The sequence below is a fragment of the Chryseobacterium pyrolae genome, from assembly GCF_025153485.1.
In the GTDB taxonomy this organism is placed as follows: Bacteria; Bacteroidota; Bacteroidia; order Flavobacteriales; family Weeksellaceae; genus Chryseobacterium; species Chryseobacterium antibioticum.
The window spans coordinates 72,808-89,440 of sequence record NZ_JANZQH010000001.1 but is presented as its reverse complement, the minus strand read 5'-3'; the positions used below and the strand labels follow the sequence as shown (position 1 = coordinate 89,440).

The 16,633-nt window shown below is 37.2% G+C and carries 15 protein-coding genes; 11 read left to right on the top strand and 4 right to left on the bottom strand.

The annotated features are described in order from the left end of the window. The first annotated feature begins 232 nt into the window (after positions 1-232). Positions 233-2,497, top strand: coding sequence for an FUSC family protein (locus NZD88_RS00445; RefSeq protein ID WP_259826564.1), 2,265 nt, complete (start codon positions 233-235; stop codon positions 2,495-2,497). On the opposite strand, the gene NZD88_RS00440 is transcribed toward NZD88_RS00445, so the two are convergent. Beyond that, on the bottom strand, positions 2,478-3,092 hold the full coding sequence (locus NZD88_RS00440) for a 4'-phosphopantetheinyl transferase family protein (protein ID WP_169235078.1): 615 nt from the start codon (positions 3,090-3,092) through the stop codon (positions 2,478-2,480). The genes NZD88_RS00445 and NZD88_RS00440 overlap by 20 nt on opposite strands. Positions 3,093-3,304: 212 nt before the next feature. After that, on the bottom strand, positions 3,305-3,835 hold the full coding sequence (locus tag NZD88_RS00435; protein WP_259826562.1) for a HugZ family pyridoxamine 5'-phosphate oxidase: 531 nt from the start codon (positions 3,833-3,835) through the stop codon (positions 3,305-3,307). A gap of 168 nt (positions 3,836-4,003) precedes the next feature. Here NZD88_RS00435 and ahcY point away from each other — a divergent pair, with 168 nt between their 5' ends. From ahcY to yiaA, 3 genes are all read left to right on the top strand, one after another. After that, on the top strand, positions 4,004-5,317 hold the full coding sequence (gene ahcY, locus NZD88_RS00430) for an adenosylhomocysteinase (protein ID WP_259826561.1): 1,314 nt from the start codon (positions 4,004-4,006) through the stop codon (positions 5,315-5,317). A 114-nt stretch (positions 5,318-5,431) separates the two neighbouring features. Continuing rightward, a complete protein-coding gene (locus tag NZD88_RS00425; RefSeq protein WP_259826559.1) occupies positions 5,432-6,232 on the top strand; it encodes a hypothetical protein in 801 nt (266 codons plus the stop codon). 245 nt (positions 6,233-6,477) lie between these two features. Beyond that, positions 6,478-6,870, top strand: coding sequence for an inner membrane protein YiaA (gene yiaA, locus NZD88_RS00420; RefSeq protein WP_169235075.1), 393 nt, complete (start codon positions 6,478-6,480; stop codon positions 6,868-6,870). A gap of 111 nt (positions 6,871-6,981) precedes the next feature. Here yiaA and purE read toward each other — a convergent pair whose 3' ends face one another. Next, positions 6,982-7,485, bottom strand: a complete 504-nt coding sequence (gene purE / locus NZD88_RS00415; RefSeq protein ID WP_259826557.1) for a 5-(carboxyamino)imidazole ribonucleotide mutase — start codon at positions 7,483-7,485, stop codon at positions 6,982-6,984. 615 nt (positions 7,486-8,100) lie between these two features. Between purE and NZD88_RS00410 the strand changes: the two genes are divergently transcribed. After that, complete coding sequence (locus NZD88_RS00410) at positions 8,101-9,255, top strand: hypothetical protein (protein WP_259826556.1); 1,155 nt, start codon at positions 8,101-8,103, stop codon at positions 9,253-9,255. 122 nt (positions 9,256-9,377) lie between these two features. On the opposite strand, the gene NZD88_RS00405 is transcribed toward NZD88_RS00410, so the two are convergent. Beyond that, positions 9,378-10,286, bottom strand: coding sequence for a helix-turn-helix domain-containing protein (locus NZD88_RS00405; protein ID WP_259826555.1), 909 nt, complete (start codon positions 10,284-10,286; stop codon positions 9,378-9,380). Between the two features lie 505 nt (positions 10,287-10,791). Between NZD88_RS00405 and NZD88_RS00400 the strand changes: the two genes are divergently transcribed. From NZD88_RS00400 to NZD88_RS00375, 6 genes are all read left to right on the top strand, one after another. Beyond that, positions 10,792-11,697 carry a DMT family transporter gene (locus NZD88_RS00400; protein ID WP_259826554.1) on the top strand — a complete coding sequence of 302 codons (906 nt, stop codon included), beginning with the start codon at positions 10,792-10,794 and terminating at the stop codon, positions 11,695-11,697. A gap of 257 nt (positions 11,698-11,954) precedes the next feature. Next, entirely contained in the window at positions 11,955-12,656 is a 702-nt protein-coding gene (locus NZD88_RS00395; protein WP_259826552.1) for a hypothetical protein, read from the top strand. A gap of 103 nt (positions 12,657-12,759) precedes the next feature. Then, positions 12,760-13,326 carry a hypothetical protein gene (locus tag NZD88_RS00390; RefSeq protein WP_259826551.1) on the top strand — a complete coding sequence of 189 codons (567 nt, stop codon included), beginning with the start codon at positions 12,760-12,762 and terminating at the stop codon, positions 13,324-13,326. Positions 13,327-13,333: 7 nt separating this feature from the next. Continuing rightward, positions 13,334-15,457, top strand: coding sequence for a cation:proton antiporter (locus NZD88_RS00385; RefSeq protein WP_259826549.1), 2,124 nt, complete (start codon positions 13,334-13,336; stop codon positions 15,455-15,457). Between the two features lie 46 nt (positions 15,458-15,503). Then, positions 15,504-16,142 carry a hypothetical protein gene (locus tag NZD88_RS00380; protein WP_259826547.1) on the top strand — a complete coding sequence of 213 codons (639 nt, stop codon included), beginning with the start codon at positions 15,504-15,506 and terminating at the stop codon, positions 16,140-16,142. 14 nt (positions 16,143-16,156) lie between these two features. Then, complete coding sequence (locus NZD88_RS00375) at positions 16,157-16,516, top strand: hypothetical protein (RefSeq protein ID WP_259826546.1); 360 nt, start codon at positions 16,157-16,159, stop codon at positions 16,514-16,516. The last annotated feature ends 117 nt before the right edge of the window (positions 16,517-16,633 follow it).

Below are 16,633 nucleotides of genomic sequence, written 5' to 3'. Positions count from 1 at the left end.
TTGGCTTCGCCGTGAATTTTCTCTCATGCTTACAGATTCACTCTTCACTTGCGAAGCAAAATTTACCATTCACACTCATATGGCAAATAGTACAATTCGTTATACCAAATTCGTCATAAGCACAACCATCCAAATTGACAATTGGTAAATTATTACAGAAATATAATATTTAAGTTTGCAAAAGTCTCATCTTTATAAGGCTTTTCTTGTTTTCAATAATTAATTTTGTAGCATGAACTATTCAGCAGAACTCAAAAAATTCGTTACCAGTCAATATGTATATTCTGCAATCAGAATTACACTGGCAACTGTTCTGCCCTGTTTAGTCCTTGCCCACTTCGGAATCCTGAAAGAATACTTCCTATTTCCTCTCGGAACCAGCTTTGTAGCGCTTTGTGATCAGCCCGGTCCTTTTATCAGAAGAAGAAATGCACTTACCTTTGCTATTTTCTGTTTTGTCTTTGTAGCACTTATCGCCAGCCTGGTGATGAATTTTAAAGTTCTGGTCCTGCTGGAGATCATTGCCTTCGGAATGTTTTTCTCCTTAATCGGGGTTTACGGACAGAGACTTGCTGCGGTAGGCTCATTATCTCTTGTTGTACTGGCGATCTTTATCGACGGTCACCTTACGGGAGGCAATATCTTTAAAAGTCTGCTGATCTTCGCATCCGGATGTATCTGGTTCCTGCTGATATTCCTTGTAGTGACTACCATTCAGCCTTATAAACTAGCGGGGCAGATGATCGGGGAAAATTATCTCCAGCTCGCAGAATTCTTAAAGATCAAAGCGAATTATTATCAGAAAAACCCCGATTTCGACAAGCTAACAATTCAGGTGATCGCCAAGCAGGTGGGAATCAAAAATCTTCAGGAAGAAACCAGGGAAACCGTTTTCAAGACAAGGACCATCGTTAACGAATCAACTACGACCAGCAGGCTTTTGATGTTGATGTTTCTGAATTCTATGGACCTTCATGAAAAGCTGATGACCTCTGAAAGCGACTATCAGAAACTGCAGCAAAGTTTTGAAGACAGCATGATTCTGGTTAACATCCATGATTACCTCAACCTTCTTGCAGAAGAAATTACCAATATCGGAATCTCTCTTCAGATAGGAACAAGAGCAAAACCTTTATTTGATCTGGAACTTGAGCTGAAAAACCTTAATTCTCATTATTTCGAACTGCGCAATAAGCAGATGAGTCCGGATAATTTTGAAAATTTCATGGTCCTTCGCCAGATTTTGATGCGCATTAATGAGATCACAAAAGAAATCAACGAGATCTACAAAGTGTTTTCCCAGAACGTAAAACTGGCGAAAAGTCTTTCCACAGGTCTGGATTTAAAAAAATTCATGCCTAATGAAGAAAAACTTAACTTCAAGGTTTTAAGGAATAATATTTCGTTTTCATCGTCTCATTTCAGACATGCGATAAGAATTACTACGGCCTTGCTGGTTGGATATATCTTTTCCATGTTCGATCTTCTGGGCCTTGGTCATACCTACTGGATCCTGATCACGATTACAGCCATATTGAAACCGGCCTACTCTATTACTAAAAAAAGAAATCTTCTCCGTTTATACGGAACCATTGCAGGAGCGGTTATTGCCTATACCATTCTGCATTTTATACATATTAACGGCATTCTGTTTACCATCCTGCTTTTGAGCATGATCATGTGCTTCAGTTTTCTGAAGGGCCGGTATTTTTGGGCAGTCCTGTTCATGACCATCTATGTTTTTTTGAGTTTTAATTTTTTAAATCCAGGCAATGTAAATGTGATCTTCAAAGACAGAATCCTCGATACATTGATCGCAGGATTGATTGCTTCTGCAGTATCTTATCTCGTTCTGCCTGTATGGGAACATACTCAAAATCTTGATCTGATGAAGAAATCTGCTGCAGACAACCTCATCTATTTCGAGAGTGTTATTTCAAAATTTCTGGAAGGAGACTTTGATATTGAAGACTATAAAATGAAGCGGAAAAATGCAATCATTTCGTTGGCTAACCTTTCCGACAATTTCCAAAGAATGATCTCTGAACCCAAAAACCAACAGAAGAAACTGGAAGTGGTGCATCAGTTTGTGGCAACGTCGCACCTGATCACAGCATATACCGCCTCTCTTTCCCAATACTCCAAAAATGACGAAAAGTATCCTGAAATAGATGCTGAAAGCTGGAGCCGAAAGATTGGAGCAGAAATGCAGCAGACCTCTGTTTTGCTACATGGAAACGAAATCAATGAAGCTTTAAAGATGGAAAGTCGTCTGGAACCTGAAGATTCTTCTATTGAAGATATGCTTTCAAAAAGAAAGACGGAGATCGGAGAAAATGACCTTGTTGACCGAAGAGATCCTGATAAGATTTCACATTTAACAGAGCTCAAAAATATCCATGATATCCTGGAGCTGATTTATGATGTTGCTAAAGAACAGAGAAAGGTGATAGAAAAATACAGAAGTGAAGCGGATCCTATTCCTCCACAATCGTAAAGCAATAGTCATCAAAAAACTCTACTCTCGCTTTGAACTCGTCTGAAAACTGGTCGTCATAAACCCTGCAGCTTATTTTATGAAGGTGTTTGAGCTCAAACGGCTTTACTTCATAATTCTTTTTCAGAGACCAGTATTTCGAATGATGGATCTTGTACATACTTTCCTTCACACTCCATATAATAGTATAGAAAGCAGGTGCGTTATCTTCGGGAATGAATCCTCTTTCGTTTTCGTAGGTGAATTTATCAATAACCCTCAGAATTTTTGGGTTGAATTTTTCGATGTCGATCCCTATTTTATTTTTAGAAACAGCTATGGCAGCAAAAGGAAATGAATGGGTGATGGAAATTTCCGCGTCTTTAGGCGATAAAAAGGGTTCTCTTTCTTTATATAAAATTTTAGAGTGGGGCTTTAATCCTTTCAGAAGTTTACGCACCATGAGTACCTCCTGCAGTTTTTTGGGATGATAGTCTTTTACCTTTTCGGCATTTTCAGTTTCCAGAAGCTCGTTGATATCAAGTTCTTCGCTTTCGTCATATTTCCATACAAGAATCGTGGCATTGTCATCTGAAAAATCGCGGTAAAGAGGCATTGTTTTTTTATTCGATAAAAGTAGTAAAAAGAAGCGGAAAGAGAAAATGGAGTAAATGAAGAGAGACGGAAGATAGAAGCTGGAAGAAGGAAGTTTATATTTGTCAATAAAAACAAAGGTAAACTTAGTTAGAAAACCTATTAAAAAGTATTTCGGCCTCTTAGCTTAACAGGTATAACCTCCAGCCTCCCTCTTCCAGCTCCCTTTCCTATTTATTTCGACTGATGATTCACATCATTTCTATGCTCAAGAATTTCAAGATTTTCGTCCACAAAATAAGCACTTCCAAATCCGTTTACATAAGAACCTTTTACGGGCTGCAAAGCAATAAGGATGAAATCCTGCATTTCAGCAATAACATCAACGACTTTTCCGTGGGTTTCCTTTAATTGAGTTACCACGGTGTTCCAGGTCTCAGAATCTCTTTCAACCTGAGAAGCTTCTACTTCAATAGTCAGACGTTCGCGGGCATAAATTTGTTTTGTTGCAGATTCGTCTTCAATAAACATTACAGACGTTTTTCTTCCGTCCGCAAGATTTTTCGTATGCTTGGCCATAAAAGAAACCAGAATATATAAGGTATTATTTACCTGTACAAAAGGGGCGTAGCTGGAATTCGGAACTCCTTCTGCATCTACAGTTGCCAAAATAACGCTTTTCGTACGTTCTATCAGTTCCTTTACTTTTGGAACTACGGGTTTTGCTTTTCTGTTAGCTTCTTCCTGGGTATTTGTATGATTCATAGTATAAAATTTTATCTGAACCAAAAGTAGTTATTTAGATTAAGACTAAATAATTTTAAGTAATGTATAATCTCATAAATTATGACTTGACCCAACGTTTTTTTATCTTAATTATTAATTGTAATTTTGCATTTCGTTATCAACTGAATTTAAATTTATTCATTACATATGAGTACTACAACACAATACGTTCCTTACAAAGTGAAGGACATATCCCTAGCAGAATGGGGAAGAAAAGAAATTACCCTTGCCGAAGCAGAAATGCCAGGTTTGATGTCTATCCGTGAAGAGTACGGACCATCTCAACCCTTAAAAGGAGCAAGAATTGCAGGATGTCTTCACATGACGATCCAAACAGCTGTGCTTATCGAGACATTGGTAGCTTTAGGAGCTGAAGTTACCTGGTCTTCTTGTAATATTTTCTCTACACAGGATCATGCTGCTGCTGCTATTGCTGCTGCAGGAATTCCAGTTTATGCTTGGAAAGGCTTAAATGAAGAGGATTTTGACTGGTGTATTGAGCAAACTTTATTCTTCGGTGAAGACAGAAAGCCATTGAACATGATTTTGGATGATGGTGGAGATTTAACGAACATGGTTTTCGATAAATACCCTGAATTCACAAAAGATATCAAAGGTCTTTCTGAAGAAACTACTACAGGAGTACACAGACTGTACGAAAGAATGAAAAACGGAACTTTAGTAATGCCTGCTATCAACGTAAATGATTCAGTGACTAAATCTAAATTCGACAACAAATACGGATGTAAAGAATCTGCAGTAGATGCTGTAAGAAGAGCTACAGACCTTATGCTTGCCGGAAAAAGAGTGGTAGTTTGCGGATACGGAGACGTAGGTAAAGGTACTGCTGCTTCTTTCAGAGGAGCTGGTTCTATCGTTACCGTTACTGAAATTGACCCAATCTGTGCTCTTCAGGCTGCAATGGACGGTTACGAAGTAAAAAGATTGGATACTGTTGTAGACAACGCAGATATCATCATCACAACTACTGGTAACTTCAACATTGTAAGAGGAGAGCATTTCCTTAAAATGAAAGATAAAGCGATCGTTTGTAACATCGGTCACTTCGATAATGAAATCGATATGGCTTGGTTAAACAAAAACTACGGTCAGACGAAATCTGAAGTGAAGCCTCAGGTAGATATCTATACGATTGAAGGTAAAGAAGTAATCATCCTTGCGGAAGGTAGACTGGTAAACTTAGGTTGTGCAACAGGACACCCTAGTTTCGTTATGTCTAACTCTTTCTCTAACCAGACTTTGGCTCAGATCGAATTGTGGAACAACTCTGCAGCATACGGAAACGAGGTATATATGCTTCCAAAGCATTTAGATGAAAAAGTAGCTGCTTTACACCTTAAAAAATTAAGCGTTGAACTGGAAACTCTTTCTCCGGAACAAGCTGAATACATCGGTGTAGATGCAAAAGGGCCATTCAAGCCTGAGTACTACAGATACTAAGATTTATTTTAATCTATATATACAATCCCATTATTCAACATAGTGGGATTTTTTTGTTTACAACATTTTCAAACATGGCAAGTATTCCTTATTTTTGAAGATTAAAAAATAATCATGAAAAAGTATTTCCTTCTGGGTTTGATGAGCTCGGCTACAATTCTTACAAACTGCAGCAGCGACGATGATAGTATAAATAATCCGGCAGAACAAAAACTATTGTTAAGTAAAATCACTACAGTTTACTATGACAATCCGTCTAACCCTGAAACCAGTGTAGCAACATTCGAATACAACAATCAGGGAGAACTCATGAAAATGCTGTCCGAAGGAAGAGCTTCCGTTTTCGAATATAATAGTGGGAAACCTACAAAAATAAGTTATTACACGCCCAGCCAAACCCTGGAGTATTACACTGTTTTTAACTATAGCGGAGACCAATTAGTTAACACCAAAGCCATCTATACGAATCCGGATTTCAACAGAAAAAGCACGTACACGTATAATTCAAATGGTAAACTTATCTCTTCTACCCTTTGCCAGTCAGAAGACTGTTCCAACCCAAGTACCTCCACATATGCTTATAACGGAGACAATATTTCCACGGAAACTTCCACCATCGGAGGATCAATAATCTCGGCTTATAAAAGAGAATTTTCTCACGATGATAAATTAAACCCGTTCACCTATATGAACAAGTATTTAAAAATCATGATGGAAAGAGCCTATTCCGGAAACAAAAACAATTATATAACAGAAAGATTAAGCTATAAAAATAATGACGGCAGCTGGACTCAAAATCAAAATATTACCTATACTATACAGTACAACAGCGCTCAGCTCCCGGTTCAGGTGGTTGGAAAAGAAACCAATGGAAACAATTACGTCCAGTACAATTACGAATATATTACACAATAAGACTTAACTTTTAATGAACAACGTTCCATTTCGGAGCGTTTTCATTTTTAGAAGCTATTTCCCGCTATCCGCTCCTACTCCTCGCACCACACAAAGCCCAGGCATACTGCGGGGTAGCCGCTGCTATCGGGGCTAGTGAAGTCCCCATTACCCCTTTCTCCGTATTTTACCCATATTTTTCTGTCATAGCCGCTAAATTTAGAAAAAATGAATATATTTAGCCCCTTAAACAAAACATATAATTAATGAAAAAACAAAGAGTATCGAATGCATTCGTAGCCGCATCTTGGGTAGCATTGGGAGCAGGAATGGTCGGTTATATCGTAGGTCTTGCCAGAGCAGAAATGCTGCTGAATGAAAAAGGATATTACTTTACCATCCTTCTTTATGGCCTGTTTGCCGTAGTTTCTCTGCAGAAAGCAGTTCGTGACCGCCTGGAAAATATCCCGGTAACAGATATCTATTACGGGATCTGCTGGTTTGCCACCCTTTCTTCCATCGTGCTGTTAGCAGTTGGGCTCTGGAATGCCACCATACTTCCGAGTGAAAAAGGATTTTATGCATTTGCATTTCTCCTCGCTCTATTCGGAGCCATCTCCGTCCAGAAAAATACACGGGACAATATGATCCAGGAATAAAACAGAAACGCTCCAATTTGGAGCGTTTTTTTATTATAATAATTAGCAGTTCACTTGCCTATGCATGATCATAAATACAGCAAATTCACAATTAATTATTCACAATTGATACTACTTATCGTACTGATTAGGATGTTTTGATTTGATATCATCCACGGTACCCAGTACTTTATCTTTCAAAGCGTCCTGATATTTCTGAAGATCTTCAGCAATCTTCTGGTTTCCGGTTCCTAAAATTTTAACCGCCAGGATCCCTGCATTCAAAGCTCCGTTTAAAGCTACCGTTGCTACAGGAATTCCGCCCGGCATCTGAAGGATAGATAGTACAGAATCCCAACCGTCAATAGAATTGCTGGACAGAATCGGAACTCCAATTACGGGTAAGGTGGTACAGCTCGCTACCATCCCCGGAAGATGGGCTGCTCCACCGGCTCCTGCAATGATTACTTTAAGACCTCTTTCCTTTGCAGTTTTCGCATAATCAAACATTCTTTCCGGTGTTCTGTGCGCCGAAACTACCGTCAGTTCGTATGGAATATTGAGGCTTTTCAAAAAATTTGCAGCCTGTTCCATGATCGGCAGATCGCTCTGGCTGCCCATAATAATTCCTACCATCTTCAATTTTTATTAGATCTTCAAAGATAAAGAATAAAAGTCTTTTTTTAAAATAACAGCTCTATTCATTCCTGAATGCAGAAAACGTAATTCCTTTTGTTTTTTTGAAAAACAGGTTCAGGTGGCTTTTCTCTCTACTTCCAAATTCATCTGCGATCTCGCTTACCTTGTATAGACAGTTTTCAATAGGAGCTATTTTATATTTTCAGCATATTCATTTAAAATTTTTCCTGTATTATTTTAAAATAACAGCCCACATAATTTTTATAAATTCCGAATGTATTACTAATATTTTTACCCGTCGATATTTTAAGATCATCAATATTTTTTCATAAGATAAATCATTTTCAATAATCTGTTCACGATTGCTAAATCTTAATTTAAAGATATTACGACTTATCATTTTATTTTAAAAAAACAACTTACACAACTATCTAGCTATCAGTTTATTGAAAAAACATAAATAAAGTTAATAATATGATTTATTGTTTCATTCTTTTTCAGTTATTTCTTTAATAAACCCTATAATTTTACATTGTTCATTACGGTTATCTGATTTATTAATGATAATCTTTTATATCGTACTGAAAATAATAATATAAAAATACATGAATTATGAAAATTAAATTTCAATTTTTTGCATTGTTTTTGTCATGCAACATTTTCGCCCAGGTTGGAATAAACACATCGAATCCGGATCCATCTTCAATTCTTGATATTGTCTCTACCAATAAGGGGATGCTCGCTCCAAGAATAAATCTTACGAGTACTACTTTGCAGCTCGGAACCGCAGTAAACGCCGTTGGCTTACTTATTTATAATAATGGCGTGACATTACCGGCAGGATATTATTTTTGGAATGGATCAGAATGGAGGAATATTGATAATTCGACTGCTGTAGCTCCGGGAGTTACTTCAGTAAATTGCAGTGCAGCAACCTTATCGCCATCAAACTATACTGCTGGTGTTCCCTACAATGGATATTTGAAAATACCTTATACAGGAGGAAATGGTGGAAAATATCAACCCGGCAGTTCAGTAACTGTGAATGGATTAACCTTTATATTAAGAGCAGATAAGCTTGAATATGGAGACGGGGAACTGGTGTTTGCAGTAAGTGGAAATCCTACAGTTTCTTCTCCTGCTACTACAAGTGTAAATATCACCAACAGCCTCGTCCCGTTTATTACATCTGCACAAAACTGTACAGCTACGGTGGGAGGAGATGATAAAGCTGATATAAAAGAAATAGCAGTATTGGGGCCTTTAAGACTTAATACAGAAGGAGGTTATGCCAACTATCAACAGTATTTAACAACACCCGATGGGGAATTTTCAATCAGAGTACGAACACCACAAGGTTCAACATTTGGAGCAGCTGATATTGAGATCAGATCAAACAATGGTCCTAAAACTATCATGTGGAACTATCATACGGAGTGGCAAAATGGAGATTATAACGGAGCTGGAAATACCTTTATTCTATCTGCTGGAAATACCTGGTATGGAAATAGTGGTTCTTATTATGATGCAGGACTTTCTACTGGTCCTACTTCAGCCTGGGGTGATGCTGATGTTTATTATCTTGCTCCGGAGCATCGTCGCTACACCTGGACAACTACAAATAATGCGGATAAGACCATGTATGAGGCTGTCATTATGATGGGAGCACCCAGTTACAGCATCAACGCAGATGTCACCACCTGCCCTGCAGGAACGTGTACCAGTGCCAAAGCATATATCATCATAAAGCAGGTAAAGGCACTTTAAAATTAAAATCAGATTCTAAAACATATTACAAGATGAATTCAATGAAGGTGGTCAATAATTGATCATCTTCATTTTACATTTCAGTACTATTGTAAAGAGTTTGAATTGCATTGGGTTTACAGTTACATACTATTTAATCTGTTAATATATTCTGACGGGGTAATCCCTTCAACCTTTTTAAAAACCCTATTAAAAGTAGCCTGGTTAGAAAAACCACATTCTGTATAGATATACATTAATGTTACCTTATTAAGATCGTTTTCTGCAATGAGCTTTTTTACTTTATTGATTCTATAAGAGTTTGTAAAATGATTAAAGCTGCTATACCCGTTTTGTTTAATAGCCGTAGAAATATATAAACTATTAGTCTTTATAGCAAAAGCCAATTCTGAAATAGAAAAATTGACATCTTTATAAGGCTTTTCTGTTTCAATATAATCAATGATTTTTTGAAATAACAGATTATATTTTTCAATATCTTTTGAGCTAACCTCTTTTACTTCAGATTGTAATTCTGATCTTACTTCTTTGAGATCAAAACGTTCAGTAAATACATGGGTTAAGGCTATATCATCTTCATTGATATCATTTCCCTGTTCATCAGTATTTTCTTTAATTAAATGAAGTGAATTATTTAAGCTCTGATCATCTTTAGCTATAAAACTATTTTCCTTCTCCATTTTATTTATTTTTTCATGACAATATAATAAAAGCATGAATGTAATAATGTTAGCAACGACTACAAATGAATCTGAAATGACCAAATATTTCTCTTCCGAAAATTTAAAAAATTCCAATCCAAGATCTTTGTATAATAGGTTTACAGACAAAATAATCAATGTAATATACACACAATATATATAGGTGTATTTTCTTTCTAAAAAAACATAGGCAGCAAATGGCACCGGAAGCAACCATGTAGAGGAGGAAACAGAATATTTCCAAAAATTAAGCATAACAATAGAAACAAATAATGATCCGGTAATAAGATGTAGATGCACCATGTTTTTTACTGGATAATATTTTTTCATAATAGACCAGCTATATAAAAAAACAACACAATAAATTAATAGAAAATAAGAATAGTATTTGTACTCAAGAAATAAATAAAATATAACAGCATATGCCACCAGGACCAATAATAAAAAGTAAACATAGAGGGATATTAGTTTCCTTTTCAGAAGGTCAATACTATGTATTTTTGGGGTTGTTGTTATAAATAAATTCATCATTTCTCTAAATTAACTTATATAAGTCATAGAATAACAAAAGTATAAAAAATATGTGATTAGGAAAAAGTAAGAAAACCTGGGCTTACTGCCAATGGGAATATAACTGTTGAACGTGTTGGGTTACTTCTATTCATGCAGACGGCAATACCACTTTATAACTCATCTAAATTTCGGTCTTCCAACACCCCGATTTCTATCAGTTAAATACTCAATGCTAAATCTGTATCAGTAAAAATCGCCGCAACTGTACCCATTCCATTCATTTCATAACAGGTATATTTGTTTGTTATACCATAGATTTACCTTGAAAGATTACAAACTTCTTTTTGCTGTTCTCACTGTTGCTATTGTCTGGGGAACTACATTTTTAGCGATTCGTGTTGCCGTGGAAACTATTCCTGCCTGGTTCGTGGCCGGGATCCGTCAGTTTCTGGCAGCGGTCATTATGCTAATGGTTCTTCTTGCAAGAAAGGAATTCAAATGGATCGGCTGGAAAAACCTGGGTTATCAGGTTATTTTCGCCTCACTGATGCTGATTGTCGCGAACGGGATGACCACCGTTGCCGAGGAAACCGTATCCAGCAGCCTGGCTTCACTAATCAGTGCCTGCTCTCCTATTCTGGTATTTCTGGGAAGTCTGGCGGTTGGTTTGCAGAAATTCAGCTTCCGGGCTTTGATTGGGGTTTTGCTCTGTTTCAGCGGAATTCTTTTTATTTTCTGGGATGGTCTACAGGATCTTGCTAATCCCGAATACAGAATGGGAATGATCTTCCTTTTCTGCGCCATTGCTGGATGGGCTTCCGGAACTATCTTCACGAAAAAGCTCAATATCCAGAGTGGAAATATCACCCTGAATTTGTTTTATCAATTTCTGTTTGCTGGCGTTGTACAGATTATTTTCGCTTTTCTGTTTTCACAAAATTATAACTTTGGGAACTGGTCTCTGAAAAGTATCTCAGCCATGATTTATCTGGCTGTTTTCGGATCTGTTGCTGCCTTTTTCGCTTTTCATTATGCATTAACCAAAATATCTCCCGTACAGGTTTCCATACTTGCCTATGTGAATACAGTCATTGCAATATTTTTAGGTTGGCTGATCATGGACGAAAAAATTTCCCTGAAATTTATCTTCGCAGCTGTGATGATTATCTGTGGTGTCTTTATTATTAATTATAAGCCGGAAATGTTTAAAAAACAGAAGGTAGAGTGAGGAAAGTGAAAAGGTGAAATTACAAGATATAAAAATGTTATTTTAAAACCCTTAGTGGAATAAATTTGACATCAAAACTGCATATAAAAGCACATAAGATTTCCAAAAATCCAGGATTTTTATATTGACAAGCTGTAAAAATATTCTCAAACACCTGGGAAATCTGCGGGAAATAAATTATTCATCAAAAAGGGCTTTCCTAAAAACCTTCCCGGTTACTTTATATTTCCTATCTTGGTTCCACCAACACTGATCACATGCTAAGACACCAATTATTTACTGTTTCGTTGATATTGACTCCTTTATTTTATTTTGCACAACAAACTGAACTTAGAGAAAATGTAAAACTGAAAAGTTTTAATTACGATATTTATCTTAAGAACAAAAAAGATCCATCAACAGCCCAAGAACTGTACGTGATTCCCAACAAAGGTGATACCATCACAGAAAATGCATTGGTGAAAAATGCTTCCAATGAAGAAACTCACAGAGGATTTTACCGGATCAATGATACGGAAATTCATTTTATAGATATTGATCTTAAATCCAATAAGATCAATCAAAGAATATATAGCCCGAACAAGAAAGGAAGCCTCAAACTGCTCAAAGAAAACCTTAATCTAAGCGCTTATCCAAATGACCTTCCTCCCAAGTTTAAAGACAATAAGCCACCACACCCTGAATTTGCAGGAGGAGAGGCTGCGTTATACCAATGGATTGAAAAAAGCATCTATCCTGTTTTGGATCAGAAATTTAAAAAGAAAGACAGTGGAAATGCTGTTCTGGTCTTAGATATAGATCCTAAAGGCTCAGCATCTTTTATTGAAATCAAGAACCTCAGCATCGCAGATACTATCAGAACCAAAATCATCGAAATCATTAAGAAATCACCCACGTGGAAAACGAATGTGAATGGTTTTGATGTTTCAGGAATTGTGTTGATTCCTATCGAATACTGATAATAACTCTGCTGTATATTTTCCCGTATTGAAGCCGATATAAGCCACTGGGTTTTATATTTTCCATATTTTTTCTTATATTGTTTAGACCAATATCGACAATATGCTAAAAAACACATTTTTTATACTTTTTGCTGCCTCTTTTCTATTAATCAGCTGTGATTATAAGGAAAAAGAAAAAAACCTGACAGAAAGAGAAAAACAATTACTCGAAAAAGAAAAAACATTCGCAAAAAAAGAATCCGAATATCAGTCTCTTTTAAAAATGAGGGACAGTATTTTTTCAAAAAAAGATTCCGTGAGGATAGCCTTGTGGCCTGAAGAAATTTCCGGCACCTGGAACGGAAAGGTGATCTGCACAGAGTCTAACTGCAGTGATTATGCAGTAGGTGACCAGCGAACCGATATCTGGGAATTCGACAGTGATTCTATTCATCTTTCTGCAAAAATCATCAACAACAATAATCTGGTACGGATTTATTCCGGCAAATTTGAGAATAATGAAATTAAACTCAATTTCAGGACAGATTCCACTTCGCAAAAAAAGGTAGAAATGAATGTTCTGCTTAATGACATTTCGGACAACAAAATGAAAGGAACAAGAACCATTATAGCTGATAACGGCTGTACAGCCAGATTTTCTGTTGAATTAGTACGTTCCACCAAATAAAACACCTATGATTTTACTGAGTATACATAATCTGAGTTTTCCAATAGAAGATCCGGTATTAAAATTCCTGTTGGTGCTCGTCATCATCCTTGCTGCTCCTCTTCTTCTGAATAAAATTAAAGTTCCCCATCTTCTGGGACTGATCATTGCCGGTGCGGTAATAGGTCCAAACGGTTTCAATGTGCTTGCCAGAGACAGCAGCATTGTGGTTACAGGAACTACAGGACTTCTCTACATCATGTTTCTGGCAGGATTAGAGATTGATATGGGAGATTTCAAAAAGAACAAATGGAAAAGCCTTACATTCGGACTCTATACCTTTATTGTTCCTTTTGTCCTCGGATATCTCGGAGGCTATTATCTCCTTCATTTTTCTATACTGACGTCAATCCTTTTTGCCAGTCTTTTTTCTTCCCATACGCTGATCGCTTATCCGCTGGTGAGCAAACTGGGAATTGCAAAAAATAAAGCCGTAAATATTACCGTTGGCGGAACAATGATCACGGATATTCTGGCGCTTTTGGTGCTTGCCGTGATTGTAGGAATGTCACAGGGAGATGTTGGTACAGAATTTTGGGTTAAACTTTCTGTTTCATTTATTCTATTTGCACTTATTGTTCTGATCATATTTCCCATTATCGGAAGGTGGTTTTTCAAAAAGGTGGATGATAAAATTTCACAGTATATTTTTGTTCTTGTGATGATCTATCTGGCAGCCATGCTTGCTGAACTTGCCGGAGTAGAAGCCATTATCGGGGCATTCTTTGCCGGATTGGCGTTAAATAGGTTAATTCCACACACCTCATCACTGATGAACCGTGTGGAATTTGTAGGAAATGCCATCTTCATTCCCTTCTTCCTGATCAGTGTGGGAATGCTGATCGATTTTAAGGTATTCTTTAAAAGCTGGGAAACATTGGAGGTGGCAGGAATTATGCTTGTGGCATCCATCGGAGGAAAATATATTTCAGCGGTGATGACCCAAAAGACATTCAGGCTTTCCAAAGAGGAAGGAAAACTGATTTTCGGACTGAGTTCTGCTTCTGCAGCAGCAACATTAGCCTCCGTTATGGTAGGATATAACATCATCCTTTCTGAAACAGAAACCGGCGAACCGGTAAGATTGCTGAATGAGCACGTCCTGAACGGAAGTATTCTTCTGATTCTTATTTCCTGTACCATCTCTTCATTCATCTCAATGGCAAGTGCCCAAAAGATTGCAGAAAGTGACAATGAAGATACAGTTTCCGGCAACAGCCATGAAGAGGAAAACATCCTGTTGGCCATCAACCATGAGGAAACGGTAGACAGAATGGTGAATTTGGGAATCCTGATCAAAGCCCATTCGAATACGGAAAATCTGTTTGCTTTAAATGTGATTAATGAAGATAAAAATGAATCTTCGGTAAAAAATGCTGAAAAGCTTCTTCATCAGGCTGCAGATGCGGCTTCAGCTGCTGACGTTAAAATGCAAACGCTCAAAAGATACGACAACGATGTGATCAACGGGGTTAAAAATGTAATCAAGGAACAGAAGATTACAGATCTGATCATCGGACTGGAAGACGAGAAAGGCTTCTCCCCTTCTTTTGTGTACAATTTGTACAACGGATATCTTCAGAATGACGATGTGAATGTACTGGTCTATCATGCTGCACAACCTCTTTCCACGATTAAAAAATATGCAGTGATGATCCCGGAGAATGCGCATAAGGAAGCCGGATTCTTCCACGCCCTTCTGAGGGTATGGAATGTGGCCAGAAATTCTGGAGCAACTGTAGTTTTCTACGCTCCCGAAAATATCCTTGATATTCTTCAGAAAATTGTAAAAAAAGCCAATATAGAAGCCGAATTCATTATTATGAGTACCTGGCAGGATGGTGAAAAAACTGCGGCAAAATTGAAGGAAAACGAAGCATTGATCGTCCTGATGGCTAAACGCGGTATGCAATCTTACATTCCGCGCATGAGGCTTATTCCTGAATTACTGAACAGGTATTTAAAGGATAATAATTACCTTCTGATCTTCCCGTTCTCGGAATTTGACGAAAACAGTCCGGAGATACGTTCTGTGGGAAATCATGGTGATTTTATGGAGATTGGAAATGTGATCCAGAAGATTTTTAAATAATAAGTATTAATTTAAAAACTTTTAAACTATAAATCACTGAGAATAAATGAAAGTCAATCTATTGTTAATATCCATGATGGTGGTCGTTCTGTTTTCATGCAAAGAAAAAAAAGAAGCAGTCAAAACTGAAGTTTCACAACCCGCACTGGCTGACACTGTCGCAGCAGCAGCAGCACCGGAAGAAGTAAAAACGGATACAGCCGTTATAAAGGAACCTGAAAGTATAAAAACTGAAGAACCTGAAACAGAAGCTGCTGCCAGTTCTTCTCATTTTGCTTTCGATAAATTTCCTTCAAAAAACTATACATTCGTCAAAAAAGCAAAACTGGATTTCTCGAGCGATGAAGGTGCTTACAACTTCAGAACAAGGATTCAAGAAGCGTATGCATCCGGCAGCCCTGATTTTGCCAGCTACTACATTACCGTGACTTTTGGGTGCGGAGCAAGCTGCATTATGGGAATGATGATGGATGTGCGCGACGGAAAAATTTACGGACTTCCTTTGGGTGAGGAAACTTCATGTCTATTTGCGGAAGACCGGGCTATCTTTGACCTGAACAGCAGGCTTTTTATAGCCAGCATCTGTAAAGAATCACCTGAAGATAAGAGTGTTTATTACCATGCATTTGTATGGAATGAGGACAAGAAGGTTTTTGAAAAGGTGGAGAAGAAAGATATTAAGTAATAAAGTTTAGTGTTATGAAAAAAGCTGCGATAGTAATCATTTCCATCCTTCTTGTGATCATTGTATCCCTCACAATCTACTGGAATCTTCCGATAGACATAACAAGGCGTGCCGATATACAATACGGAAACAGTCTTATCCAAAATATTGAAATTTATAAAAAGACCAATCATTATCTTCCTGAAATTAACGATTGGGAAACACTCAACAAATTAGGTTTCAAAAAAGAAGATCTTGGAGCACAACCTGATTATAGAAAAAACGGCAATGGCTCTTATGAGTTAATTTACCTTGATGATCTTGGTGGTCCCTACCTCATCTGGAATTCAAATGAAAAGAAATGGAGCATTGATTTTCCTAAAATTCAAAAGTAGAACGTGGAAAAATAGAGTAAATTTAAGCTTCACAACATTCACGAAAACTGCTCAATCCATCTAATCTGCGGGAGAATTTTTCACGCAAAGCTTTAAGATCATACTATAGATTCGAGG

Excerpts from the sequence above, each read along its gene's own strand:
- NZD88_RS00445 (WP_259826564.1), top strand. The coding sequence starts at position 233 with ATGAACTATTCAGCAGAACTCAAAAAATTCGTTACCAGTCAATATGTA.
- NZD88_RS00440 (WP_169235078.1), bottom strand. The coding sequence starts at position 3,092 with ATGCCTCTTTACCGCGATTTTTCAGATGACAATGCCACGATTCTTGTA.
- NZD88_RS00435 (WP_259826562.1), bottom strand. The coding sequence starts at position 3,835 with ATGAATCATACAAATACCCAGGAAGAAGCTAACAGAAAAGCAAAACCC.
- ahcY (WP_259826561.1), top strand. The coding sequence starts at position 4,004 with ATGAGTACTACAACACAATACGTTCCTTACAAAGTGAAGGACATATCC.
- NZD88_RS00425 (WP_259826559.1), top strand. The coding sequence starts at position 5,432 with ATGAAAAAGTATTTCCTTCTGGGTTTGATGAGCTCGGCTACAATTCTT.
- yiaA (WP_169235075.1), top strand. The coding sequence starts at position 6,478 with ATGAAAAAACAAAGAGTATCGAATGCATTCGTAGCCGCATCTTGGGTA.
- purE (WP_259826557.1), bottom strand. The coding sequence starts at position 7,485 with ATGGTAGGAATTATTATGGGCAGCCAGAGCGATCTGCCGATCATGGAA.
- NZD88_RS00410 (WP_259826556.1), top strand. The coding sequence starts at position 8,101 with ATGAAAATTAAATTTCAATTTTTTGCATTGTTTTTGTCATGCAACATT.
- NZD88_RS00405 (WP_259826555.1), bottom strand. The coding sequence starts at position 10,286 with ATGAAAAAATATTATCCAGTAAAAAACATGGTGCATCTACATCTTATT.
- NZD88_RS00395 (WP_259826552.1), top strand. The coding sequence starts at position 11,955 with ATGCTAAGACACCAATTATTTACTGTTTCGTTGATATTGACTCCTTTA.
- NZD88_RS00390 (WP_259826551.1), top strand. The coding sequence starts at position 12,760 with ATGCTAAAAAACACATTTTTTATACTTTTTGCTGCCTCTTTTCTATTA.
- NZD88_RS00385 (WP_259826549.1), top strand. The coding sequence starts at position 13,334 with ATGATTTTACTGAGTATACATAATCTGAGTTTTCCAATAGAAGATCCG.
- NZD88_RS00380 (WP_259826547.1), top strand. The coding sequence starts at position 15,504 with ATGAAAGTCAATCTATTGTTAATATCCATGATGGTGGTCGTTCTGTTT.
- NZD88_RS00375 (WP_259826546.1), top strand. The coding sequence starts at position 16,157 with ATGAAAAAAGCTGCGATAGTAATCATTTCCATCCTTCTTGTGATCATT.